Here is a 26,535-nt window from a genome sequence, read left to right on the forward strand (position 1 = left end):
CCTTAATCCTTTCTCAATAGCTGCAGGACCGTCTCGGTATCCAGATCGTCCACAAGCACTCTGTCCAGTAAATCTTCATAAAATGAGTGCTCTACAAATTGCTCATTTGAAAAATTATCGACGTCATACCAGGTGGTCACTTGGTCTTTAGGCAGCCAATACCGCTGCTGTTCGAAAGGATAACCAGGCAACACAACCCGATTAGGCCGTGCGCCTCCGTAGAGCAAATTCCAGTTAAACTTAACGCCTTTAACAAACCGCTCCGCCACCCTATTGGCATTGTCCAAAGTGAGCAGTTCTGGCAGTGCCTCGTTGGACATTTTCTCGGTTTTCGAGCCCTTGATATGCCCGGTAAAGATGGACACGTGGTTTAACTCATTGGCCCCGGTCGAGAAGTCTGCATCGGACAGTGCGGCCTCACTTTCAATAAACCGCGTGAGTTTGTTCAGGCCATCCGCGCTATCCATGGCCACAATCGACAAACGGTAAGACAGCTCGGCACGCCCAACCTGGAGGGTGTAAGCCACCTCCTCAATCTGCTCGGGATGACTGGACAGGTGCTGGCGTAAATTGATCGCTTGCGAGACCAGCCCACGGCGAGTTTTCGCCGACAGCACCAGAACCACCTCGTGCCCGGAAAACGCCCGGTGCGCACGAGCAGTCGTCCGATTGCTTTCATAACGGCGCAGAACGACGCTGGCAATCGAGCCGCCAAATCCGAAACTGCTGACCGCCGCGAAAATCCCCTGATCACTGGCCTTCAAGCTGGACTGGCGTTCGTTGATCACGAAGCGGCTGTCATGCAGTTCGATATAGGGGTTCAACGGTGAGCAGTGAAGATTGGCGGGCACCGTCCGCTCGCTGAGTACTTTCACCGCTTTGATCAGGCCGGCCACGCCTGCGGCTGACTCCAGATGCCCGATATTGCTTTTCAGCGCGCCGAGATAAATCGGCAAACCATGCGTTTCCGTCACCGCCTGTTTCAGCGCATTGACCTCTACAGGATCGCCAAGCTCGGTGCCAGTACCATGAGCCTCAACATATTGCAGTTGGCTCAAGTCGATCTTTTTAAGGGTTGTACGCAACAGCTCAGCCTGGCTCTTGGCATTCGGCGCCGTCAGCGACTTGGCCCGGCCGCCATGCTGATGCGCACTGCTTTCAATCACGGCCAGGATGTTGTCGCCGTCTTTCTGTGCCAGCGAAAGCGGCTTCAGGATGACCACGCCCACACCCTCGCCTCGAACATAACCATTGGCATTGCGCGAGAAGGTGTTGCAACGCCCATCCAGGCTCAACATGCCTGCATGGTCAGGCTCGGCGAAGCCCTGGATGTCGAGTAACAGATTGACCCCACCGGCGATGGCAAAGGACGCCGAGCCGGAACGCAGGCTTTCACAGGCATTATGGATAGCGACCAGTGAACTGGAACACGCGGTGTCAATCGACTCACTCGGGCCGTGGATGTCCAGGAAGAACGACACACGGTTCGCCAGCATGGCGTGAGAGTTGCCCGTGGCGATGTAACCGTCCAGCTCCTGGTCTTTTTGCAGCAATGCCCGGTAGTCATTGTTGCTGACCCCGATAAATACCCCGGTGTCCGAAGGCAACTGGCTGGGGTCATAAGCGGCGTTTTCAACGGCGTGCCAGACCACCTCCAGGACTTGGCGTTGCTGTGGGTCCATGAACTCCGCTTCAACCCGCGAAATATTGAAAAACGCCGCATCAAACCCGTCTACCTTATCCAGGTAGCCACCCTTTTTGACGCATGCCACACCGGCGAACGCCGCTTGGGTGTCCTGGTTGTAACGCTGGTAGGGGAAGTCTTGAATGCTGTCTTGGTTATTGAGCAGGTTCGACCACAACGCTTCAACCGACGCGGCCCCCGGGAATCGTCCGGCCATACCAATGACCGCGATGGATTCATGAGGGTCCGGCAGACGGTGATTCCGCTCGGCCTCTGGTTTCTCGACGCGAGAAACCGGCGTTGCAGCCTGGTTCACTGCAGAGGCGCTGTTCTGTGGCGCCTCTTCACTGGTGCCGCTGACGCCTTGATCCTTGAGGTAAAAACACAATGCCTCAATATTTTCGCAGTCAAAGAAAACGGCCGGGGTGATTCTGGCGCCCAGCGTCTCGTTAACTTCTTTGCTCAACTGGGTTAAGCCGATGGAGTCAAAGCCGAACTCGTAGAAGCTGGTTCTTGCGTCCACTTCGGATTCATCAAACTTCAAAAGCTTAGCGACGATGGCAGACACGGCTTTGCCGAGACCGTCGGACTCCGTGCCAGCGGCGGCGACTGGTCGCGGAGACTCGGCAGTCTCGTGGCGGAAAACGGGTTGGCTGCGGAAGCTGGCCGTCTCAATGGTCTTGGCGGCACGCGGTTCAATGGCTTGGCTATTGGCGATATACACATCGTCCAAGAGGGACAACAAAGTGCCATTCTTATCAGCCAACGCAATCGTTCCGCGCAATGCTTGCCCCGACGATTCGAGGGAGAACAGCAGGCTGCTGACCTTCGACACAGACGCTAAATCCAGCTGGACATTGCAGGCGCAAAGCGCGTAGTCGCTCCAATGGTCCAGTCCTTGGCGCAAGGCGATGTAGAGGACGGCTTGTTGCAACGCCGAACCGAGTTCGGATAAAAACGTCGTGTTGCGGGCAAAGTGATTGTGTCGATAATCAGTATCTTTCAAGTGCACGCGATAGCGCTGTTCACCGATCAACTGCAGCTCGCTGATAGCATTGACGTAATCGCCAAAAACGATTTTGTGCTCTTCCAGCGCTTTGCTGACCTGTGCACCGGAAAGGCTTTCCCGAACGGTCGCATTCGCAAACGCGGGAAAAGGCTGCTGGAGAACCCTGCGTCCATCGCCAGCTTGCACGGCAAATTCGACCCGTGCACACAGTTGATGCGGCGTCGACGCATCCGCTGTGGAAGAGATGTAAACGTCAGAAAATTGCCCCGTTTGATCATTCAATGCCACCGCATAACACAGCTGCGAAGGCACAACAGGGGTAGGCGCCAGCAACTCCCAACGCACAGAGGTGTAGCCGCTTTGCGGATCAGCCTGCTTCATCACTGCAATCGCCGCATCGAGCAGGCTGAACGTGATTAACTGCGGCTGTTTCTTGACCCGGTAAAGGTAGTCGAGGATTTCAATCTCGATCAAATCAGCGGAGTAACGGATGCCGCTCAGGTCGGAGGTGTTGTCACGGACCAGCGGGTGATATTTGTTGCGGTTGCCCAGAGGGTCAATAACGCTTGGGGCGTCTTCCAGAACCTCAAACCAGCAGCGTTTCTTCTCGAACTGATAAGCCGGAATGCGTACTTTAATCATCGCACCCAGGGCCGCTTGGTCATTCAAGCCATGCAAGGCAAACCAGTCCACGGTCGAGCCATTGGTCCAGTACTCGGCCAATGTCTCAAGCTCAGCGCTCTCGATAGCCTGACTCAGTTCCCTCCTGGAGAACTCCTTGGTCGCACCCGACGCACTGTCCACGAAGCGCACGGAACGGTTGCTGGAAAGACCACCCAGCCAGCTATCAATCGACCCAATGACCTCATTGACGCTGTCTGCGCAGAATGCCAGGCGGCATTTCATCTGGTTCTTGGCCACTTGCAGGGTGTAGGCCAGCGAGACGGGCGATACATCACGGTGGTCTTTCAGGTAGCTTGAAAAACCCTGCAGGTTCCTGACCAGCGAATCACGATTGGTCGCCGAAAATACAAACAGCTGTTGCTGGGTCTGGCGCGGGCTGCGGCTGGTCGTCCGAGGGTCGACATACTCCTCCAAAATCATGTGCGAGTTCATCCCTCCAGCACCGATGGAGGTGATCGATGCTCGACGCGGTAAGACCAGGTTGCTTTCGGAACGAGGAGCTGGCCACGACTGCAGTTCTTTATGCACATAAAACGGTGAGTCTTCGAAACGAATATTGCTGTTGAGCGTATCCGCACCCAGCGACGGCACGATCTGCTGGTGCTTGAACTGCAGTAAGATCTTCGAGATGCCGGCGATACCAGCGGCCGCTAGAAGGTGGGCAACGTTCGACTTGATCGAGCCAATCGGACAGAACTGCTTCTTATCGGTGTATTTTCGGAAGGCCTGGGTAGCGCCTTTTATTTCGACCGGGTCGCCCAGTTCGGTACCTGAACCATGGCCTTCGAAGTAACCAATGGTTTGCGGGTCAATTTGCGCATCTTCAATCGCTTTTTCTATCGCCAGAGCCTGCATATGCGGCTGCGGAACGGTGAAGCCATTGCGTACGCCAGCATTGGACAGGGCTGTTCCCTTGATAATGCCCCAGATGTTGTCGCCATCACGCTTGGCATCTGCCAGGGTTTTCAGGACCACGGCACCCACGCCTTCGCCCAAAATAGTGCCATCGGCGCCAATCCCATAGCTTCTGATGACATCTGAGGTTTTGGTGGTGAAATGTTCCTGGGAACTGGAGATCAGGTTGTAAGGGTGCAGGAGCAAGTTCATGCCCCCCGCCACGACTATTTTCGACTCACCAGACCGCAGCATTTGCACAGCCACATGAATGCAGGTCGATGTCGCCGAGCACATGGTGTCGACAAACAAGGACGGGCCGGTGAACCCATAAAAATACGACAGCATGTTCGGGATCGTGCCGGTGTAGCTGCCGCTGGCAGAACCGCCCCGCGTGAGGTTGTTTTGGAAACCATACAAGTTGTAGTGGTTGCTCATGGTGCCCGCGACAACACCCACGTCGCCTTTATACAGCTGTTGCAAAGACTCTTTTGAATAGCCTGAATCTTCCAGGGCCTCGACGCCCACTTCGAGGAACAGCCGGACTTCCGGTGACATCTTCTCGGCTTCGAGTTGAGAAATCTGAAAGTAACGCGGATCAAACTTGTCTATGTCGTCGAGGAAGCCACCGGTCTTGATCGTCGACTTACCCCACACATCGCGTTCTTTGTAGTAAATAGCGTCGTGCTTCCAGCGATCCGCCGGGATCTTCTCGAACGCATGCTGGCCACTTTTCAACAACTCCCAGAGTTCATCCATGTTTCTCGATTTAGGATAACGTCCGGACAGACCGATGATCGCAATATCATGCTGATCACGGTCATCGGCGGCGACCTGACTGGCGACAGGTACTGCTTCAATTTGCTTGTTGATCGACGGTGCCGGTGCGGCAGTCGCCTCTTCAGCGACCTGTTTGTCTTTAGAGGGCGTGTCTGTATGAGCTGCGGCCTCGACGACAGGCGCTCTGCTCTCCAGGTACAGGCTCTTTAGTTTTTCGCTGTATTCATCCATCAGATAATCGGCCACTTCATTGATCGTGAAGTATTCGAAGAACAGCGTTTTTGATAACTGACCGAATTGCCCCTCGAGTTGACGGATCATTTCTACCGCCATAATCGAGTCAAAGCCGTACTCTTCGATTTTCTGATCGCCTCGGATCGTCTTGGCGTCGCGTTCAATGACGATAGCCAACTTGCCCTTCAGATAGTCCTGGGCATATTGAAACAGGGCCTCATTATCGACGTCATCACCGCTCTTCGAGGGATCAGGACTCTCCTGACTGCCCCCCTCAGGCACAACGCTGCGCTGGTTAAGGCCTGCGATGTAAGCGTGGATTTTCTCCTGGTTGCCGTACGTGACGAGGATCGGAGAATCATCGGTTGTGGTCAGCGCATAACGCAACGCGTGCATCGCTTCATGGGTGGGAAGCGGCTCCATGCCGGTTGTTTCATGCACCGATGCTAAAGTGGCGGCGTCCATTTTCATGCCACCTTCTTGCCAAAGCGGCCAATTAATGGCGATCGTCTGCCCGGTCCCCTCCCCCTCGCGCACCCGTTGATTGCGATCAATCGCGAAGGCATCCAAAAAGGCGTTGGCTGCGGCATAGTCACTTTGGCCAGCATTGCCAAACGTGCTCGCCACCGAAGAGAACAGCACGAACTTGCCTAATGGCAGACGCTTGATCGCCTGATCAATAACCAGCGTCCCATCGAGCTTTGGCGACAGCACTGGCAGCGAATCCTTGACCTCTTTACGCAAGATGAAGTTATCGGCAATGTGGCCAGCGGCATGGAATATGACATCAACGCTGTGATGAGTATTCTTCAGTGCAGCGACAAAATTCTCGACCTCTACGACATCGGTAATATCGAGTGGCTGATAATCGACCTTGCCACCCCGTGCTTGTATTTCACTTTTCAAGGCAGAGAAAACAGCCTGCTGCTCGGCGGCGGTTTTGCGCCCGGTCAAGTAGAGCGTGCACCCCGGAAAATCCGCTGCGAGCTGCCTGGAAATCAGTTGACCAATACCCCCCAGCCCGCCGGTTATCCAGAACACCGGCTGTTCATTAAGCACCGGAATTTTTCCCTGAACAGGCCTTACGGGTTGCGCTGTAATCCGTTCTATCCGACGCAGGCCTTGCGCATCATGACGTACGCTAAATGCTCCGTCGGCGATGAGAAACTCACGGGCGATGATCGATCCGGAATCGACCAGCGGAGAGTTTTCTATCGATACAAAGCGGCCCTGGATCCGTGGGTTTTCATTGTGCGCGACCCGCAGCAGCGCAGTCAGGCTGGAGCGGATCACATCCGGCAGTGTCGAGGAGGCGCAGACCAAAAGGTGTTGAATAGTTTTAGGCTTGGTTTCCAGGAGTTTCTTAATGTATGAAAACACGTGGGAGTACGCTTCAATCGTCTGTGCGCTGCTCACTGCCTCAGGGGAAGACAGCGCCATCGACTGGAACGTGCAGGACGTTTGCGCAGACACCTGATTACGATAATTGGCGATCCAGCGATCATCCTGAATCGTACTGCCCACATAAAGGGCAAGCACGTGATTAACACGATCTGCGGGCGCTGTTGAGCTTATTGGCGGCTGTTGATGGTCTGTACTGTCAACAACCCACTGTTTCGAAAAATAAAGATTCTGGCTACTCGGTTCATTCGAGCCACTGTTGTTCTTGCTGGTCATTTGCTCACCCACGGGACTGCGCAATAAGAACATCGTAAAGTTTTTCGCCGACGCTACCTGTTCGCCTTGTTCGGTAAAAATATTCAGGTCAAAGGTCAACGAGGCTTTAGTGCCCGCAAATCGATTTTTCTCACGGATACGAGCCCAGACGGTCGTGGGGAAAATCTGATAGACCGATAAACTGTCGAGTGAAAAAGGAACATAGGGATAACGTGAGGCGTTATTGGACAACGCCGTCGCAATACCGGCCTGCAATACCGAGTCGAGAATTGCCGGGTGGGCAGAGAATGATTGTTGACTCCCAGCGATTGAAACCTTTACCCAGACTTCATCCACGCCGACATGGATTTGCTCGACACCCTGCAGCCTCGGGCCATGGTAAATACCTGTGCTCTGAAGGTATTGATAGCATTGATCGCGGTGAATTTTCTTGAATGACGACATGTCCGGCAGGTCAATACGATCGGCTACCGTTGAACCCGGCTGATACTCGCCTTGCACATGAACACGAACGTTATCTTTAGCCTGCCCTTCGATATTTTTGGGATGGGTATAAAAACGAAAGCCTTTGCCTGGCTGCCCAGAGGCAGCGTTTGCATCAGCCTGCTTACTGTCGAAGTCGAGGTAAATCGACTTTCTGATGTCGACGTCGTCGTCGGACAGTTCGATGGCAAATGGCGATAACCAAAATACGTTTGAGAAGTCAACATTGATCATTTTATCGGCACGGGGAATCGTCGATAAAATCATTTCCAGATAGTGCACACCCGGCAATATAGATTGGTTATTAACCGTGTGATCTTCCAGGAAGAAGGCTTTACTCGACAGCGTAAATTCGACTGTACCCGGCTGTTTTGGCTTGGCCACATCAGCGTTCTTTTTGGGGAACCAGTAAGCCGTGCGCTCAAATGAATAAAGCGGCAAGCGGACTTTCGCGGGGATCAGGCTAGCGTCGAGATAAAGGTCATTCCAATCGACGTCAACCCCAAAAACCCAGTACTGGGCCAGGCTGAGCATATCGTGATTGGACATCCAGTTTTCAGTCAGTGACGCTCGATTTTCTTCGGCGTAACTCCTAAGTTTCTTGCCTTCTCCGGCATCGTAAGAGTTACCTACAAATGTGTGCTCGGCAGCAGCGCGTGTATCTATAAAGCTCCGAATCGCCAGTTTCAGTTCGTCGATAGACTCAACCACAAAGCACACGCGTTCTGTGAGCGCGTCGCGCTGGCACTGTAATGCATGGGCAATGCCGGGCAGGTCAGAAGGGTTGTCCTCCAGAATCGCCAGCAGGCGCTGGGCATACGCCACCAACGACTCACTTGACTTGGCCGACACAGGGATCGCAAACACGGGATGGTTATCAGCGACTGCACGGGCTGACAACTGCGCGGTTTCAGGAATGAACTCCTGGATCACCGCATGGGCATTGCTGCCACCAAATCCAAATGAACTGATACCGGCGATGCGCCCTGTCGAGCCCTCCGCAGGACTCGCCCAAGGCTGATGCTTGTCGACAATATAAAAAGGCGTATCTGTCAGTTCTATCTTGGGGTTGATGCTTTTAAAGTTCAGGTTTCCGGGCAGTTCTTTATTCTTTAACGCGGCTAAAATCTTGATAATCCCGGCAACACCCGCTGCACCTTCCAGGTGTCCAATATTTGTTTTAACCGAGCCAATACCGCAGTAGTTCTTCCTGGACTGCGGGTCATCGACAGCGTGGCTCGCCTGAGCGAAGGCTTTCTTAAGCCCATGGATCTCGATAGGGTCACCCAACGGCGTGCCGGTGCCATGGGTTTCGATATAGCTAACATCGCGAACATCAATATTACTGCGTCGATAAAGCTCTGCGATCAGGTCCGCTTGCGCCTGAGGGTTGGTCACGGTCAGTGAGCCGGTTTTACCCCCATGGTTGTTGGCAATACCTCGCACCACGGCGTAGATGTTGTCCCCGTCCTCAATGGCCTTGTCCAACGCTTTGAGCAGCAAAAGCCCGCCGCCCTCACCGCGTACATAACCATTGGCGCGGTCATCGAAGGTATAGCTCTTGCCATCTTTAGAGAGCATTCCATTTTTGGTAAAGGCGATAAAATGCTGCGGGCTCCAGATTAAATTCACCCCCCCGGCCAAGGCCAGCTCACACTCGCCGGACTTGATGGCATTGACCGCTAACGCCAACGACACCAGCGAGCTTGAACAGGCGGTATCAATGCTGATACTGGGGCCTTTGAGGTCAAAGTAATAAGAGATCCGGTTGGATAAAATCGAGTACGCCGTTCCCGTCGGAAAGTAAGGATCAATCGGCGTGTGATTCAGCGCCAACAGCTCAGCGTAATCCCAGTGACACACCCCCATAAAAACGCCGGTGTTCGTCCCCTTCACGCTGGATGGGCATATCCCTGCGTCTTCAAAGGCGTGCCAGGCCATTTCCATGGCAATACGTTGCTGGGGGTCCATGAACTTGCTTTCACGGGGCGAAATCCCGAAGAAATTGGCATCGAAGCACTCGATATCGTCGACGAACCCGCCCCAAATACTCGATGTTTTATCGCCGCCGGTTTTAGGATCACCGTAAAGCTCAGCCTTCGACCAACGCTTTTCATTCACCTCACTAATCAGAGACTTTCCAGCTTTAAGCTTGCTCCAAAAGGCATCAATAGAGTCTGATTCAGGCAGGCGAAGGCCAACCCCGACAATAGCGACCTGGGTGCTATCTAGGTCAGTTTTTGTGCTTGACATAAACGTTGTCCCTTTGGTTTCTAGTGCCTTGCGTCTACGGCTTGAACCAACAACTTATCCACCCGGCAAGGATTGATATAAGCCGCGCCCTGACGTTTGACAAACCATTTATCCAGCTCGATCAAGGACATCAGATAGACAAACGCCTGGTTGTCTCTGACTGTTATGTCTTCACCGCCGGCAAGGGTTCGTTCGACCACTTTTTTGATCAGTGCTTTTGCAAACACCGGATTAATCAGCTCGATGGCGTCCAGCGCATTGGACTCGCAAAGATGATTGAGATAATCGAGGGCGTGTTCGACAAACGGCCCGCTGTCCGGCGCACGATACGGTGTTTTGGCTTTATGAATGATACGGTCCGGCAGAATTCCATCGTAGGCCATGCGCAGCATGTACTTTTCAGTAAAGCCATCGTCAAAACGCAAATTGATGGAAGAGGCGAGTTTCTGCACATTGATGTCGAGGAATGGACAGCGGTTTTCAATACCATGAGCAAGGCCCATACGCTCGCCCTGGCTACTGAGGAGATACCCGGAAAGCAAGGTATTGAACTCCAGCCACTGGGCTTTTTGTGTTGGGCTTAACGCGCTGTACACCGAGTCTTTCGCCACCCATGCCTGAATGCCAGCAAATGGATCATTCTTGGTTTTCAGCAACCGACTGGCAAAGCGCCCATTTTGAAAACGTATTTCGTGGGAGAACAACCCAGGGATTTTTTCTTTCGCATAAGCGTTATAGAAACCCATCAAGTTCGAGTCATTGTCTTCACTGAAGCTTTTCATGTAAGGATACAACTTGGCCAGCAAGCGTTTCTTCTCATCGTGATCAGTGGCGTCCCACTGGGAGCGCAACAGAGTCTCTTTAAAGATGTTGTAGCCCAGAAAGACTTCATCCGCTCCCTCTCCGCTCAGAATCGCTTTGATACCGGTCGAGCGAACATGCTTGGATAACATGTACATCGGCACGGGCGCGGTACGAAACAACGGCATTTCAGCATGGAAAACCGTCGCCGAGAAATTATCAACAATGTCTTTATGGTTAATAATCAGCCGTTCATGCTTGGTCGAGAACAACGCAGAGACGAGTTGTTGATCACTCGACTCATCCAGGTTCTTATCTTCAAACTCCACAGAAAACGTGCGCAGCGGCTTTTGCTTGATGATCCTTGCCGCAATACTGGTCAACACGGAGGAGTCAACACCACCACTGAGGTACAGCCCCATAGGCACGTCACTGCGCAGTCTGAGCTTGACCGCCTGCTCAAGAGTGTTGCGGATTTCTTCCTTGGCTTCATTTTCAGTGCCATCAAAATCCACAGCGCGAAAATCCAAGGCGTAGTAGGGCCGGATCTCACACTGAGCCCCTCGCAAGGTCATGATGGACCCAGGTGGCAGCTGACGAATGCCCTGAAACGGGGTTTGCGATGGCAGGGGTGTCCAATGGGCGAGGATTGAGGATAAGGACATTTCGTCAAACTTGAACTCAAACCCTGGAAAGCCAAAAAAGCACTTCATCTCTGAAGCAAAAAGATAACCACCGTCGGTTTGCGTATAAAACAGCGGGCGCTTACCAAAGCGATCGCGCGCTATAAATACTTCATCTTTAACCGTGTCATAAATGGCGAAGGCGAAAGCGCCATTAAATTTTTCCAGGGCCTCATCACCCCACTCCATCCAGCTGTGCAACACCACTTCGGTGTCGGACTCAGTGGAAAAATGGTGTCCCAAGACCTGCAATCGACGCCTTAGCTCGATGTAGTTATACAGTTCACCGTTGTATGAAATCCAATACTGACCTGTGCTATCGCTGAGGGGTTGAATACCTGCCGCAAGGTCAATAATACTTAAACGCATGGTGCCGAGGCCCATGGAATTATTGACATAATACCCTGCCTGGTCGGGGCCTCGATGTTCAATCATTGAAAGCATATTTTTTATGACGGTGGTTTCATCGAGATTTTTATTTTTAACACCAAAGAAGCCAGTTATCCCACACATAAAAATAAACCCACCAAAGTTTAAGTTGGCACCCCACACAGAACTGTAGCGCCCTACCGCCTTAGCGAAGGTCGAAAGTCCCAATCACGGCTTGGAGTTTTTTTTGCCAAGGTCAACGCGCACGCGCCACAAACACCGAATAATATTACGGAGAAAAGCATCGACAAACTTTAGCTGCCCTGCCTGACTGACAACAGTATCTGATGGACTGGTGGGCCTCTAAACCGCACCTCGGAACTACCGGGTGGCCGTTGCCCGTTTCTCGACAAACTCTACCATATTCTGGACAGAAACCAGCACATTGCCCATCATATCTTCCTGGGTGAACACAATACCAAACTCCTTCTTCAAGAAAGAAATAAGTTGAATATAACCTACCGAATCGATCAAGCCGAGTTTGATGAGATCATCTTGTTCTGTTATATCCTCATCGAACTCAAATAAGAAATTTTGAGTCAGATAGGATTTGATTTTTTCTTTCATGTATTCACTCTTTCATAGCCATTGCACATTCCACCGCAACGGAGGGACTTTTAAACGCACCCTCAACGAATAGATCAAGCCGACCCGGCCGACTCCAATTCTGCGCGCTCAAAAGGATATGGATGCCAGTCTTCATTATCATGACTGGTCACTGCCAGGCTTTTATCCCGTTCGTAGTAACTGGTAAACTCCGGAATAATAGCTTGCGTCCGACGCATGATCCTGTTGTGGTTCGAGACTAGCGCACCACGCTTGTGCATGGTGCCATTGCAATTCCAGATCAGAAAATCGTCCTGCTTCCAAAAGTGCTCATAAACGTATTGATCTTTAATTTGATGATCAAACAGAAACTTTAAGAGCCTGTAGCTCTCTGACTTACTCAGCCCTTCAACACGCTCCATAGTGTTGTAGTTCAAATAAAGATATTTCTGCCGCGTGATCGGATTGGTTTTAACTAATGGTTGGCTGACCGGTTCAGTACGCTGAGGATCGACAAAGTAGTGAACCACTCGAAGATTATCAATACGCTTTTTCAGGCTGTCTTCCAAGTCATTATAGGCGGCAACAGTGTCGCAAAATAACGTTGCTCCGCCTTGTGCGGCAGCCAGCTCTGCATATAAGCAATTAATCGTTTCAACGTTTATGGCTTCCGAGTCGCCAGTGTGCCAACACGAAGTTCCCTTACCCTTGGTATGATTGTCTTTCTCATCCCATATCGCATGCTCATCCTGAGTTTTGTCGCAAAAATCCGGGCCATTCACAAAATACAAAATCTCCCCATGATTAATTAGCGGCAGCCCATTAGGAATCACCTCGTCATCACCAAAAGTAGCTGTCTCTATCTGCGGCGCCCAAGAGTGTAACTTCAGGTTCGGATTGCCCAGCAGTCGCGTGACTGCGATTTGCTCTCTCCGTGTAAGATTTTGATTCCTGAATAACACAAACCCGCGATATGCCAAGCATTTTTTTATCGCTGCGATCGTGTCAAAGGACAGATTTTTGTGCAGTTTTAAATTCTCGATTTCGACGCCAAAACTCTGAGCTGGGTATGATATTTCAAAAGGAACACTTGATAATTTTAAACCCATGACAACCCCCCAGAACTTTAATCTACACTGATTGAGTTAACGTTTATAAATACCTTGAAGCTCGGGTCTGTAAGAATCACCTCACCGCCCTCCTATTCAGATTTCTTTCAGCATGGAGTCAAGAACATCGCCCTGGCCGAACCCAGGATCTTCGCCACTGCTTTAACGCTTCAGCAAAAACTATCACTGAATGAAAATACCAACAAATTATATAAATTCATCCTTGATGTATTTTATTCATTCCGCGTCATCTATTCCTTGATGGCTTCTTGCTCGCCGTTTGCGGGCCACACATAGATGGCCAATAAATATCACTTCGCTCAGCTCTTTAATCAGTCCTCTATCCCAGCCATCAATCGTATTCCCCATAGGAAAATCGGCGACCTTATTGGCACTGTCGGTGGTGCCGCCCAAGGGGTCACCTGGGCAATAGCCTTCTAAGGTGACGTCCAGCTCAGAAACCACGATCACCCAACCATAACCCCGTTATCTTGCCGCTGATAGCCTGGAGACGGAGCTTGGACCTCACCCATGCGCCCAGTGTTTCCCTGTCCGATGGTGTTCAATACCATTCGACCTCATCCGACGATGAAGTGGAGGGACAGGAGGGGGGACAAAAGGGACGACAAGGGAAACCCGCGGCTAAGATAGACCGAGTACCAGAGCGTGAAGTTGCTCGGCATCCAACCGGTAACCACCCCAGTTCGCAGCCCGCAGAACAACGGCATGGCCAAGAGCTTCATGAAGACGATCAAGGGTGGTTGCGTGGCGTAAGCGTCCAAGCCAGATCGAGAAATTGGCTCTGTATAACCTGGCAATGCCTTCGAATACTACAATGAACAGCATCCGCACAGCGCCTTGAACTATCGCTCACCGAGAAAGCTCAGGCGCTTGGAGCCGTATCAATTTAGCAGGGGTTGGTGTACGGCTTTACGGGGACAAGGCCACGGCAAGATTGACATACCAAAATAACCGGACAAACATTATAGCCCATGTATTCGCCCAAACAATGGAGTGCTGGCTAATATGTTTTCAAAAATCCCCTTAACGTCTCTACGATCATTCGAGTCAGCGGCTCGACTAAGCAGCTTCAAAGCGGCTGCCATTGAACTTTTTGTTACTCCTTCAGCGATTTCACATCAAATAAAATCACTAGAACACTGGCTCGGCTTATTGCTTTTTGAGCGAGTAGCCAAGGGAGTCACCCTAACGACTGAAGGGCTTGATTTATACAAGAATATCCATCAGCATTTTTCAAGCATAAACCAAAGTCTTAGTCAACTACGCTCACAGACCGACGAGAACGCAATCACCGTCACAACCACCCATGCATTTGCCTCATTGTGGCTCATTCCCAGATTAGGGGATTTCTACCGCCGCCATCCAACGATGCAAGTCAACATCATCACCAGCAAAACACAGGCAGACCTGCACAGAGACGCCAGTATCGACGTGGCTATTAGCAGCGTTTTCGAAGAGGTCCCTGATACCTATCAGCTACATCTAATGGACGAAAGCTTTCAGGCCTATACGTCCTACAGGACGCCCTTATCTGGAGAAACAAGGTCCCCACTCATCAACGTTCGTTGGGAGGCTGATGGCCATAACCCATTCGACTGGACGACTTGGTGCCAAGCGGCGGGACACGACGATTGGCTGGCCAACGCCACTTTCATGGAGTACGACGATGAACATCATGCTTTGCAAGCTGCAACTTCTGGCTATGGGATGGTGCTCGCCAGCGACGTCTTAGCCGTCGACAGTGTTACCCGAGGCTTTTTAACGCCATACAAGCCCGAGGTTAAACTAACGGGGACCCATTATGTCTCGGCCTGTGTACCTGGCAGAGAACGAAATCCGCCCGTCAGGGACTTCCTTGACTGGCTCAGTAAAGAAGCCTCTAAACATCTTGTACTGCAACGCCTCCTCACAGAGTCCATAGACTTTAGCGCACACAAAAATCCGTTGAGGAACGACCGGAATCAAAGCATGCTCAAGCTCCAGATATACTAACAATGAGACTAGGAGTTCGATGCTCTGCCCCCCATGGATGGCAATGGAGACCACGTAGATAGGCATAAATCGCCATATGCCATCAGGCAGTGACGAGTCACTGAGCTACAGTTGCAACACCGCAAACCATTCAACATCACCTGTACACTAAAACCGCGCAGCCGTACACACACCTTTCTCCTATCGTCGCACACATCAATATCCATCCGTATGCGTCCGACCCAGTCATCTACCCAGCCCGACAAAGCCAGGGCATGGTGTGCACTTAAATTTAAGTGGACACCCGTTCTAGCTTTTTAAGCGGTTATTTCATGCAGCCAACACGCCGTTCCTATTCCAAGCCCTTCAAAGCCCACGTCATTCAGGAGTGTGCCCAACCCGGCGCCTCGATTGCCAGCGTCGCACTCAGCCATAGTCTCAACGCAAACCTCGTCCACAAATGGATTCGGCTGCAAGCGCAGAAAAGCCCGGCGCTCCCACCTGCATTTATTCCGTTAGCCATACCGCCGGCCGGTGCAAACTCCCATGGAGATGCAGTACATCCACAGATCCCGCTCGTTCATGCAAGTCATCAATGTTTTGAGTGATCACGGAGACGTTATACCCTGATTTGGCCAGTCGACTCACCGCGAGATGTGCATCATTGGGAGCTGCTTTAGAGACCTGTTGGCGCCGCCACAGGTACCATCCCCATACCAACGGAGGATTTTCACGAAAGGCCTTGGCTGTTTCCATATTGCGCAGATCGTATGAAGCCCAAATACCGGTCAATGGATCGTTGTACGTGGGGATGCCACTTTCAGCTGAGATTCCCGCACCCGTGAAAATGACGATCTCGGGGGCGTGGGACAGGGCCTTAGCGGCGCTTCCAAATTCAGGCACAGAACATCCAGTCCAGAAGGTTTAACCAGTATTTTGCCCTCTACGTCCCCCTCGGCTTCACCCGCGCCGTCGCCTCAGCCACCAACGGATCATCCGGCCAGTAATGCTTCGGATACCGCCCTTTCAAATCCTTCTTTACCTCAATGTAGGTCGACCGCCAGAAGTTAGCCAGATCCTGCGTCACCTGCACCGGGCGACGTGCCGGGGACAACAAGTGCAGTTTCAGCACCTGCCGCCCATTGGCAATGCGCGGCGTATCGGACAAACCAAACAGCTCTTGCAGCCGCACCGATAGAATCGGCGGATGTTCGCTGTAGTCGATACGGATATTCGAGCCAGAGGGCACTTGCAGGGTCTGGGGTGCCATTGCCTCCAACTGTTGCGGCAATGGCCATGGCAGGAGGTTGCGCAGGATGGAGGACAGGTCGAGCTGGCTGAAATGGCTGAGCCGGATAACTTTGCCCAGGTAGGGCATCAGCCAGTTTTCCAGTGTCGCCAGCAGTTGTGCGTCACTCAGATCAGGCCACTCGCTTGCTGAGCTTTTCTCGATATCCAGGCCGCGCAGCAGTGCAACACGCGCCTGCCATTGACGCAGTTCCGGCGTCCAGGGCAGCAGTTCCAGGCCTTTGCGACGCACCAGCGCCAGCAGCGCGTGGCTGCGGGTTGTCTCGTCGAGGCCGGTCAGTGGTTCGCGACTGATGATCAGTTCACCGACTTTGCGCTGTCGCTCTGCGCGGAATACACCTTCGCGTTCGTCCCAGTCGATCTGGTCCACGCTGATGACCTGCTCGGCCAAGACCGAATCGAACAGTGCCGGATCGAACTCGGCGGCGAGGTAGATGCGTTCTTCGCGCTGGCCCTGACGACTGCCCAAATCCGCGATGACCAGCCACGGCTGTTTCATCAGTGCATCAGCCTCGGCGAACAGTGCCGCGCGACCATTGGCCAGTCGGTATTCGGCGCCGCCCGCTCGGCGTTGCTGTGCGACGCGATCCGGGTAGGCCAGCGCCAGCAAGGCGCCCAGCCAGCGGGAGTGGTCCGGATCGCCGACCGGGCTGTTCGCTGTGTCGCGCAGATAACCGCGATATTGCCGCGACAGTTGTCTGGCCCGTTGTACCCCGCCTTGTGCGCCGCGCGCCGCGCGTTCGGTGCCGGCCAGCAGGGTCAGGCGGCTGTGCAGGTCCGCGCCAGCGCCGCGCAAGATATCGCGCTCGCCCAGCAAGGCCGCCACGTCGCACGCCAGTTCGCCCAGCCCCAGCGCATGGCCGCGCAACAGCAGATGGGCGATGCGCGGATGAGCAGGCAGCTCAGCCATCGCCTGACCGTGTGGCGTCAGGGCTGGCGGCTGACCCGGCTGATTGTTCAACGCCTCCAGACGCACCAACAAATCCTGCGCCTGTGCATAAGCCGCGGCTGGCGGTATATCCAGCCAGACCAGTTGCGCAGGCGTGACGCCCCAGCGAGCCAGTTGCAGCGCGAGCCCGGCGAGGTCCGCCTGAAGAATTTCTGCCGCCCCGTAGGCGGCCAGTTGATCGTGCTGCGCTTCGGACCACAGCCGATAACACACGCCCGGCTCCAGCCGCCCTGCCCGGCCAGCGCGCTGGGTGGCGCTGGCACGAGAGATGCGCTGAGTCTCCAGACGCGTCATGCCGCTGCCCGGATCGAAACGCGGCACCCGCGCCAAGCCGGCATCTATCACCACGCGCACGCCGTCGATGGTCAGACTGGTTTCCGCAATGTTGGTCGCCAGCACCACCTTGCGCGTGCCCTTGGGAGCCGGTTCGATAGCCGCGCGTTGCGCATTCAGATCAAGCTCGCCATGCAAAGGGCACAGCAGAATGTCGGCGCGCTCACCCAGTGCTTCCGCCAGTTGCTGGTTGACCCGACGAATCTCGGCCTGCCCCGGCAGAAACACAAGCAGGCTGCCGGACTCGCTGCCCAGCGCATCCAGCACCGTCTGCACGACACGCGGCTCGACAAACTCACCGGGCTGAAAAGGACGCCCCCACTGCATGCTCACCGGAAACATGCGCCCATCGCTGCGCACCACCGGCGCGTCGTCCAGCAACGCCGCCAACCGCTCGCCTTCCAGCGTGGCCGACATGAGCAGAATCTTCAGCGGTTGATCGTCCCGAAACAGTTCCCGACCATTGAGGCTCAGGGCCAAGGCCAGATCGGCATCCAGACTGCGTTCGTGAAACTCATCGAAAATCAGCAGCCCCACACCTTCCAGCGCCGGATCGTCCTGCAAACGACGCGTGAGGATCCCCTCGGTGACCACTTCAATACGCGTCTTCGGGCCGACCCGGCTTTCCAGACGAATCCGATAGCCCACCGTCTCGCCGACCTTCTCGCCCAGCTCACTGGCCAACCGCTCGGCAGCCGCTCTCGCAGCCAGGCGCCGAGGCTCCAGCATCAGAATGGTCTGCCCGGCCAGCCAAGTCTCCTCAAGCAGCGCAAGCGGCACGCGCGTGGTCTTGCCCGCGCCGGGAGGGGCTTCGAGTACGGCTTCATGGCGCGTGATCAGGGCCTGGCGCAGGGCTGGCAGGACGGCATCGATGGGTAACGAGGTCATGGGGGCTCCCAAGTAAGCTGGCTATTGTAACGGGTAACCATCCCAACTTCGCCTGACGCCTTTCACTCCAAGCGCGCTAACGCATAACTTGCCGGTGCCATGAAAACCCCGTGAGATGTTCGCACAGAGTCCGCCCCGCCCAAAGCTTCGCATCTGCATCAAATAGGTCACGAGAGACAGTGCGAGACTTGATCTCATCGATATCCTGTATATCCGTTGCAAATACGTAGCGGTTGGCACCATTGAGGATCATCGTCCGAATAAATTCTGCTTCGGTAAGACTCAGCGTGGTGCCTCGTTGAGGGGGTCGATAGCCAACACAAGCGAATAGAAGATGCCTGGGGCTCAAAGGAAGGAAAAGTTTTGTGCCTGGCACACCCCTGCCACCTTCAAGGCTCAGTTTGCCGTTCGCTCCAACGCCGAGCCTCGTGAACGGGTTATCGGTGGTTGGCCAAGTAATTCCAGGTGGAGCCTGCAGCAGGGTCCATCGATAAGTTGGCATACGATGGATTGTGCTCTTGAGGATGTGTTCGAGCTGTAAGCGTACGGGCATCCCCCCTTTTCTGAACACACTGAGTCAGGCTGAATATTGAGACTAATCGTGTGCGCTTTGCCAATTCAGTCATTTGGGACGTTTAATGCCGGGAACAACCATTACGCTTGAGGCAATCCCGATTTATCGGAATTGCCGCGTAATCAGAAAACCTGAGCATTTCGGGCACGTTGCTTTCAGTGCCTGGCTAGTCCGAGGTTAGCCCTCAGCTTCCCTAAAGCCTTTGTCATACCACAAATCGGTTAACCAACTGATTCAGGTTAACAGCCAGTTTTGACATTTCACCGCATGCACTTGCTGTCTGGCTGGCACCCGCAGCGTTTTGCGCTGCTAACTCGCGGATACTGACCAGATTGCGATCAACCTCGCGGGCTACATGCGATTGTTCTTCAGAGGCCGTCGCGATCATGAGGTTACGTTCATTGATCTGAACAATGGCCGTGGCTATCTGATCCAGCGAGGTACTGGCTTCCTGGGCGACGCCAAGCGATTCGGTCGCAAGGTCTCGGCTCGTGTTCATTGCCTTCACGGCCAGATCAGAATCGTTCTGGATGGCAGCGATCATCTGCTCGATTTCCTGGGTCGACACTTGAGTGCGATGGGCCAAAGCTCTTACTTCGTCCGCAACCACCGCAAACCCACGACCTTGCTCGCCTGCGCGTGCTGCCTCAATGGCTGCGTTCAAAGCCAACAGGTTGGTTTGTTCTGCAATTGCCCGAATCACCTCGACCACTTTAGTGATGCTCTGGGCACGATCTGACAACCCTTGAATCTGCTCGCTGGTGTTTTCAACGTTACCGTTCAGCGTTTGAATTGACTTTAACGTCTGAGCCACCCGCGCCAAACCGACCTCTGTATACCCTTGGGTACGCTTCGACTCTTCAGAAGCTGACTCCGCATTACGTGCGACCTCATCAACTGCCGCGCTCATTTCTGTGACCGCTGTGGCTGCTTGATTGACCTCGTCATTTTGGGCGACAAGACCACGACTCGACTCCTCAGTGACCGCTGTCATCTCTTCTGACGCAGAGGCCAGTTGGGTGGACGAGTCGGATATCTGCAGAATCGTGTTGCGCAGGTTTGTCTGCATCTGCGCAAGTGCTTTCAACAATCGCCCTGCTTCATCAGTCCCGCTAACCAATACCTCCTTGGAGAGGTCACTGGCCGCGATACGCTCCGCGACGGACAACGCATCGTTAATCGGAGAGGTAATACTTTTCGTCAGCAGTAATGCCAAGCCAATCGTCAAAATGACTACGCCCGTTATAAGGCCAACGACAAGCCACAGGCCGTTGTTATAGAGATCGGTTGCGGTTTGCCCAGCCCGAGCTGCACCCTCGTTGTTAAAATTGGTCAAGTCTTTAATCTGCTGCTCCATCGCATTCGTGAGCGGGCGGATACCTGTACTCACCAGGTTGACCGCTGAGGCTATGTCACCTTGTCTCATCAACGGTTCGAGAATATCCAGTTGTTTGGAATAGGCATCGGCGCTGTTTTTTACTGGCGTGTAAAACGAGCGCTCTTTATCGCTCGCTATCAGTGGCTCATAGCCCGCCACCGCATCGGTGAAAGCCTTGCGATAGCCAGCGAAGTTTTCAATGTTCTTTTGAATGGATTGAGGGTCAGCGAGGCCTCGCTGGGTCTCGAGCCTCAGGCGAAGTGTCGCTTTGTCCATCAACGCAGTTTGTCGGATGCTGGCCATCCAATTGAGTTCGACGTCTTTTTCGGCATCCCGTAGCTTGCCCATTTGGAGGACTGCGAATATACCCAGCACAAAAACTAGAATGATGATTGAAGTGAAAAACAGGGCCGCTCGTGGAGCTAAATTGAGATTTCTAAGGCGCATGTTAGATTCCTGCTCTCCAATGATGGTTGACATATTCAACAAGCTATCGACCCAAAATTGGAAACTTTAAGCTTTTCGTCAAGAGGCGATGTGGCTGCTGGACGGCTGTCAAAACCTGGCATGCATATTCAAAGGCAACGAAGCAGGTTGAATGATCAGGCCAGCGGCACCAAAGGCCTACACCCATCGCAATTGGGGTGCATGGCAATGGGGTTCAGAAGGCGAGACGGGCAGCAAGTCGGCCATAATCAGTATTGGCCTGTGCCTAGAACGGGCTGGCATATGAACTGCTTTCTGGTGGTGTCGGCCATTGCTCGTCCCTCGACGCAGTTGCGACCTTTGGTTTTAGCAGAGTAAAGAAGTAGATCTGCTTCCCTCAGGGCGGCTATATAGCCCTCCTTCTCCGGTGCGTTGATCGCCACCACACCTGAACTGATTGTTACATTCCCGACTGGACTGCCGGAGTGCTCTATAAATGAGTTTTCAATGGATAACCTGACTTTTTCGGCAACGCTCAAAGCACCCGCTAAATCTGTTTCAGCTAGCAGGATCACGAACTCCTCACCGCCATACCGTGCCGCTAGATCGCCAGCCCGGTTGATGCAGCTTCCGATGATCCCGGCTACCTGGCGCAGGCAGTCGTCCCCCCGCAGATGGCCGTAGCAGTCGTTGTATTGTTTGAACCAGTCGATATCCAACAAAATGATCGCGATGACCGAGTTATTTCGAGACGCTCGTCCCCACTCTTTTTGCAACGTAGCGTCGAAGCAACGTCGATTGGCCAAATGCGTCAGACTGTCGGTCTGAGCGATGACCTCAAGCTCGGTTCGGGCGCTGCTCAGCTCACTTTCCGCAGTGATCAAGTGCTGAATTTGCCTGTACAACAAGAGACCTAGCGAAGCCAAAGATAAAGTGATCATAGCCACCAGAGCCATGGATCGATACGCATAGGCCCACCAGGGGGCGAATACATGCTGGCAGGAAACGCCAGCAGCAGCGACGATGGGCAACCCGGAAACCCGCCGATAGGCATAAATCCTTTCCACGCCATCCACTACAGACTTGATCATAGCGGTACCGCTATCACTGTATGGCAGGTAACTGGTGAAAAGATCCCCTTTGGCCACATTGGTTGTCATAAGTGCCGTCATTGTCGGTCGCCGAGCCAGCAAGTCGCCATTGTTCAGCGCGAGAAAAATAACGCCCTTGTCGTCCACATCCATGCGCTTGAAGAATGATTGGAAATAGGCAACGGGCACAGTCGCTAATGCCACACCTGCAAACGTACCGTCGGCAGCATTGATGCGTCGACTGATAGGGATAACCATCTCCCCCGTAATGCGACTCTCGACAATGGAACCGACGTGGATGGACTCATCGGCGTTATCGCGGTGATACGCGAAGTACGCGCGGTCGCTGTTGTTTTTCACCTGTATACCTTGGGAAAAGGAGTTGGCGACCCAGTTGCCTTGGGCATCGTAGATGAAAAGCCCCTGGATGCCGTCCACATTCACCACATCCTGGGCCATCAGTTTCGCCAGTCGAGCTTGCTGAGCCCCCTCTAAACCGTCGCGCTCCACGCGCTCCACGAGATCACGCAGCGTATTATCAGCTTGTCGTACCGTATCCCGAGCTTGCTGCTCGGCGGCAAGAACGATGTTTGAAACCGCAATTTTGGCTGTAGCTACGCGCTCACGCTTGGACTGATTCATCTGCCAGGCTGTAGCCAAAATCAACGAGAGACACACTAGAGCAATGAAGCCAAGCAGTGCTTTGGTGAGCATGGAAGGCGCGAGTCTGGTGGAGGTAAGGTAAAAAGGCTTCATAGAGGGCGTCATCAAATTGGCTTTTGAGCGCTCTATGCAGCTTTCGTACCTTAGTAGTGAGGCTGGCTAGTTAAACAGCAACTTGTCTGCCAGTGCCCTTAGTTGGCACTTTTCCTCGTTCAAAGCCAAGGCGCTGTCTGATCTTATCAAAAGGATATTCGCGTGCCTCACGCAAACGGCTTTGAACAAAGCGGGATCGATCTGAGCCAGGCTGATCAGGGCTTTCATCAGGCGCAGATCCACTTCGATGATTGCTGCGCCATCTCTGGCTATCGGCGCAAAGAAGTCATCGAACAAGTCGTCCACAGTCAAACCATGCAGAAAAACCTGGCCGCAGCTTTTTTCATGCTCAGGGGCAACTGGCTGTGGCTTACACCACGTAGTCAAGCTACGTACGCCTCGCCCGATGACATCAATGGCCGTGCCGGGGTCATTCACTGCGGAAGACAGCGCGCGGGATGCTATTTCCGACAGCACTGAAAGTCCAAAGCGGGGATCGTGTTCGAAGGTTCTCCGGGTGCCTATTGTCAGCGTAGCGAGCACCTTCTCCGACAGCTCGCCAGTGATCTCGACAGACTCTTTGGCCAGCGGTACGAGATAGGCCAGCGGCCTCCCCAGGTGGACGAAACTACCGGGGAGAATATCCACGAATATTTTGAGGTTTCCGGCCTCCGCTACCTCGCTCAGTGCCTGAACATCGATATGCTGTACATATCCAGTCGATTCACTGGTAACGATCTGAGAGCCGATAGGCACAGTCCACCCCTTTGGGAAAGCAACTCCGCCCAGGTATGGCCACCGTACTCTATGATCGATTGCATCAATGGCCGCTTTCTCCACCAGATCAATCGTCTCGCCCATTCGCCCCAACTTTGAAAGGTGATCAATCCAGCGCAGAAGCGTGTAAACGATGAGGATGACCACCACTATGGTCGCTGCGAACAGGAGTACGCGTCCTTGGGCGCCATAGACTCCAGTGCTCAAGGCGATGATGCCTACCAGGCTAAATAGAAATGAGCCGATGAACGTCGCGAGCGCGTTTTGTGTTGTCGTGTCCTCCATTACCAACGTCGTCGCACGCGGTGTTACGCCACTGCTGGCCGCGCCGTACGCTGTCACCATAGTGCTTAGCGAAAAGGTGGTCACTGCAAGCATGCTGGAGGCAATGATGCTCAGAATCTTGTCAACGGCATCTGCACCTATACGGTGCCGACAGAGAAAATGGAATCGAGTCCTTGAGCAAGATTGATATCAAGGCGGTCGCTACGCCCAGCAGTGAAAACAAGGTAGCTCTGAGCCAAAGCTTCTTTGTAAGTTGCACCAGCATCCAATGCCATCGAGCGATCATAGCCTTACCTTTTTGGACAACTGCTTCGGAAGCAAACGGAATCATCCTCCGACTACCTAGACTGATTGAGTTCGTTCACCAACAGAAGGTTCAGCGCATAGGCGCCTACCCCACCGTTTCGCCGACCTTCTCGCCCAGTTCACTGGCCAACCGCTCGGCAGCCGATCTCGCGGCCAGGCGCCGAGGTTCCAGCATCAGAATGGTCTGCCCGGCCAGCCAGGTTTCCTCAAGCAGCGCAAGCGTCACGCGCGTGGTCTTGCCCGCGCCGGGAGGGGCTTCGAGTATGGCTTCATGGCGCGTGGTCAGGGCCTGGCGCAGGGCTGGCAGGACGGCATCGATGGGTAACGAAATCATGGGGGCTCCCGGAGAGATGCAGGGAGCATACCGGGGTGGGGTTGGGGAATCAGGCGGCGTATTTTAGCTGAACGGCAGTCGCCAGAAACACTGCCGCCAGCACGCCTCACGCCGAAAAGTCAGGTCTTGAACTCGTTACCGTTCTCATCAATAAGGCCATTGTCGTATTTCTTGCGCAATTCTGGATCGGACAAAATCCTGAACGCATTTGAAATCACTTTGAAACGCTCAGTCGCCTCAGCCTCGTTACCGACGTTCTTATCAGGATGATTCTTCAGCGAGGCTTTCTTGTAAGCCTTTTTGACTGCGGAGAGGTCCGCCGTCATGTCCGAGAGGCCCAGATGCGCGTACAGCGGCTTGACGGGTGGCGTGGCGGGGCCGGAATCGTCCACCTTCGCGGACGCGCCAGCAGCGGGCGTGTCGTGGGGCCGATCTGCTGACGGCCGCTGAGCGCCTGCACGGGGCTCGGCTTTCGGCGGTGGCGGCGGCGCGCTGTTGGCAGCCTGGGGGCGAGTGCGTGGAGGCGTTTGTGGGCGTGCTTGCTGTTGAGTGCTTTCAGGTCTCCAGGACGGGCCCGGCGTGGGTCGTCGCACGCGATCGGTGTTCGACTGACGAATCTCGTTGATCAGTTGATCAGCGATGTCGTTCATCAGTTTGTTCAGCTTCAGGTTGCTGGAGAAGAACGCATAGTTCGCCTCACTGTTGTGCTTGCCATACTCAGGTTCGGGCTTGACCATCGCCTCAGCCAGCGTCTTGCCCAGAGAGAACAGCAGGTTGCCCTTGCTATCGCTGACGCCCAAAAAGCTCATCACGTTGCGCATCGACTTGTCGCGCTCCCAGACAACGCTGGCCACGTCGAAGGCAGCTCGCGCCAGATTGAATCGGCCTCCCCCTTCGTGCGTCTCGACATGGGTCACCGGTTCCTTGCCACGCAACGCGTCCAGGATTACCGCGAGGCCTTTCTGCTGACGCTCGTTGAGCCGGCCTGTCCGCTCCAACAATGAGCTGTTGACCTGCAACGCCACTTTGCCAGCGATATGGCTGACGACGTTCATCGCGCGGTCTATCGTTGGCTTTGTCGAATCGCTGAGCGCCACACGCGCCAACGAAGATGCAATGCTGGTGAGGTTGATCATATGCGTCCCCGGAAACTCATTGTCGTCTTGGTGGCAAGCAACGGGATCTGGTTCCACGGGCGAGTCAATATTCGATGCAGGGCTCGGGTATAAGGCTCACGGCGTTCCGTTTCGGCCGTGCAAGCGGTAGCCGGGACGTTCGCTCAGTCGTTCGTAATAGGCCTTCACTGCCGGGAAGTCCGGATGACTTAACGGGGTTTCAAACCAGCGATTTACTGAAGGCCCATCGGGATGTCTGCCAGCGAAAACTCGCTGCCGCTAACGTACGTCCCGGTAGCATCAAGCTGTCGATCCAGGATCGCCATGTGTCGGGTCCATTGACGGCATCCGGCAGCCAGCGCGTCAGGGTCTTGATGGGCGACGCTGTGCCTGACCAGCGACATGAAGGCATAACCCCAGGATTTGTTGAGATCTGTGGCCTGCCAGTCGATCCATTGATCCACTCTGGCTCTGGCTATTGCGTCCGCTGGATAGAGATGCACGGCGTTGTCGCGGTTCGCCAGGTACCTGATGATCGTGTTCGACTCCCACAGAACGAAGCCATTGTCCTCAATGACTGGAACCATCGCATTGGGGTTGAGTGCCATGAATTCAGGCGTGTTGGTTTCCCTGAAACCAGAGCCCCAGTCCTGCCGTTCGAACGGAATTTCCAACTCTGCACAGGTCCAGAGCGCTTTGCGGACATTGATCGATGAGGCTTTGCCCAGTATCTGTAGCATTCCATGCTCCTTATGGT

The 26,535-nt window shown here is 53.9% G+C and carries 11 protein-coding genes and 5 pseudogenes; 3 read left to right on the forward strand and 13 right to left on the reverse strand.

Annotated features, from left to right (window positions below):
- Positions 1 to 2: 2 nt before the first annotated feature.
- The 5 genes from BLR16_RS07840 to BLR16_RS28545 form a co-directional block, all read right to left on the reverse strand.
- Positions 3 to 9,698: an SDR family NAD(P)-dependent oxidoreductase gene (locus BLR16_RS07840; protein ID WP_074805219.1), complete on the reverse strand. Its 9,696-nt coding sequence runs from the start codon at positions 9,696 to 9,698 to the stop codon at positions 3 to 5.
- A 20-nt stretch (positions 9,699 to 9,718) separates the two neighbouring features.
- Positions 9,719 to 11,734, reverse strand: a complete 2,016-nt coding sequence (gene asnB / locus BLR16_RS07845; protein WP_241197502.1) for an asparagine synthase (glutamine-hydrolyzing) — start codon at positions 11,732 to 11,734, stop codon at positions 9,719 to 9,721.
- Positions 11,735 to 11,932: 198 nt separating this feature from the next.
- Positions 11,933 to 12,178, reverse strand: a complete 246-nt coding sequence (locus BLR16_RS07850; protein WP_074805222.1) for an acyl carrier protein — start codon at positions 12,176 to 12,178, stop codon at positions 11,933 to 11,935.
- A gap of 74 nt (positions 12,179 to 12,252) precedes the next feature.
- Positions 12,253 to 13,266, reverse strand: coding sequence for a TauD/TfdA dioxygenase family protein (locus BLR16_RS07855; protein WP_010418193.1), 1,014 nt, complete (start codon positions 13,264 to 13,266; stop codon positions 12,253 to 12,255).
- Between the two features lie 237 nt (positions 13,267 to 13,503).
- Positions 13,504 to 13,680 (reverse strand): hypothetical protein, encoded by a 177-nt coding sequence (locus tag BLR16_RS28545; RefSeq protein ID WP_154292360.1) that lies wholly within the window; start codon positions 13,678 to 13,680, stop codon positions 13,504 to 13,506.
- 261 nt (positions 13,681 to 13,941) lie between these two features.
- Between BLR16_RS28545 and BLR16_RS28830 the strand changes: the two are divergent.
- From BLR16_RS28830 to BLR16_RS07865, 3 genes and pseudogenes are all read left to right on the forward strand, one after another.
- Positions 13,942 to 14,238 (forward strand): annotated as a pseudogene (locus BLR16_RS28830) (integrase core domain-containing protein); the annotation flags it as partial.
- A 54-nt stretch (positions 14,239 to 14,292) separates the two neighbouring features.
- On the forward strand, positions 14,293 to 15,279 hold the full coding sequence (locus BLR16_RS07860) for a LysR substrate-binding domain-containing protein (RefSeq protein WP_161437884.1): 987 nt from the start codon (positions 14,293 to 14,295) through the stop codon (positions 15,277 to 15,279).
- Positions 15,280 to 15,590: 311 nt separating this feature from the next.
- The gene (locus BLR16_RS07865) at positions 15,591 to 15,866 is read left to right on the forward strand and encodes an IS66-like element accessory protein TnpA (protein WP_074805229.1); all 276 of its coding nucleotides are present in this window, start codon (positions 15,591 to 15,593) and stop codon (positions 15,864 to 15,866) included.
- Here BLR16_RS07865 and BLR16_RS07870 read toward each other — a convergent pair.
- The 8 genes and pseudogenes from BLR16_RS07870 to BLR16_RS07910 all read right to left on the reverse strand — a co-directional run.
- Positions 15,787 to 16,161: pseudogene (locus BLR16_RS07870) on the reverse strand (NAD-dependent deacetylase); the annotation flags it as partial. The gene BLR16_RS07865 and the pseudogene BLR16_RS07870 sit on opposite strands and share 80 nt — an antisense overlap.
- A 40-nt stretch (positions 16,162 to 16,201) precedes the next feature.
- A complete protein-coding gene (gene hrpB, locus BLR16_RS07875; protein ID WP_074805232.1) occupies positions 16,202 to 18,736 on the reverse strand; it encodes an ATP-dependent helicase HrpB in 2,535 nt (844 codons plus the stop codon).
- 779 nt (positions 18,737 to 19,515) lie between these two features.
- A complete protein-coding gene (locus BLR16_RS07885) occupies positions 19,516 to 21,135 on the reverse strand; it encodes a methyl-accepting chemotaxis protein (RefSeq protein WP_057423610.1) in 1,620 nt (539 codons plus the stop codon).
- Positions 21,136 to 21,383: 248 nt separating this feature from the next.
- The gene (locus BLR16_RS07890; RefSeq protein WP_058417065.1) at positions 21,384 to 22,961 is read right to left on the reverse strand and encodes a sensor domain-containing diguanylate cyclase; all 1,578 of its coding nucleotides are present in this window, start codon (positions 22,959 to 22,961) and stop codon (positions 21,384 to 21,386) included.
- Between the two features lie 66 nt (positions 22,962 to 23,027).
- Positions 23,028 to 24,309 (reverse strand): annotated as a pseudogene (locus tag BLR16_RS07895) (DUF2254 domain-containing protein).
- Positions 24,310 to 24,417: 108 nt separating this feature from the next.
- Positions 24,418 to 24,663 (reverse strand): annotated as a pseudogene (locus BLR16_RS07900) (ATP-dependent helicase); the annotation flags it as partial.
- Between the two features lie 119 nt (positions 24,664 to 24,782).
- On the reverse strand, positions 24,783 to 25,799 hold the full coding sequence (gene hopI1 / locus BLR16_RS07905; protein WP_092194200.1) for a type III secretion system effector HopI1: 1,017 nt from the start codon (positions 25,797 to 25,799) through the stop codon (positions 24,783 to 24,785).
- A gap of 96 nt (positions 25,800 to 25,895) precedes the next feature.
- A pseudogene (locus BLR16_RS07910) lies at positions 25,896 to 26,518 on the reverse strand (glutathione S-transferase family protein).
- Positions 26,519 to 26,535: the final 17 nt, after the last annotated feature.

Origin of the sequence: Pseudomonas sp. BS3767 (genome assembly GCF_900099665.1) — a bacterium.
Classification (GTDB): domain Bacteria; phylum Pseudomonadota; class Gammaproteobacteria; order Pseudomonadales; family Pseudomonadaceae; genus Aquipseudomonas; species Aquipseudomonas cerasi.

Excerpts from the sequence above, each read along its gene's own strand:
- BLR16_RS07840 (WP_074805219.1), bottom strand. The coding sequence starts at position 9,698 with ATGTCAAGCACAAAAACTGACCTAGATAGCACCCAGGTCGCTATTGTC.
- BLR16_RS07850 (WP_074805222.1), bottom strand. The coding sequence starts at position 12,178 with ATGAAAGAAAAAATCAAATCCTATCTGACTCAAAATTTCTTATTTGAG.
- BLR16_RS07855 (WP_010418193.1), bottom strand. The coding sequence starts at position 13,266 with ATGGGTTTAAAATTATCAAGTGTTCCTTTTGAAATATCATACCCAGCT.
- BLR16_RS07860 (WP_161437884.1), top strand. The coding sequence starts at position 14,293 with ATGTTTTCAAAAATCCCCTTAACGTCTCTACGATCATTCGAGTCAGCG.
- BLR16_RS07865 (WP_074805229.1), top strand. The coding sequence starts at position 15,591 with ATGCAGCCAACACGCCGTTCCTATTCCAAGCCCTTCAAAGCCCACGTC.
- hrpB (WP_074805232.1), bottom strand. The coding sequence starts at position 18,736 with ATGACCTCGTTACCCATCGATGCCGTCCTGCCAGCCCTGCGCCAGGCC.
- BLR16_RS07885 (WP_057423610.1), bottom strand. The coding sequence starts at position 21,135 with ATGCGCCTTAGAAATCTCAATTTAGCTCCACGAGCGGCCCTGTTTTTC.
- BLR16_RS07890 (WP_058417065.1), bottom strand. The coding sequence starts at position 22,961 with ATGAAGCCTTTTTACCTTACCTCCACCAGACTCGCGCCTTCCATGCTC.
- hopI1 (WP_092194200.1), bottom strand. The coding sequence starts at position 25,799 with ATGATCAACCTCACCAGCATTGCATCTTCGTTGGCGCGTGTGGCGCTC.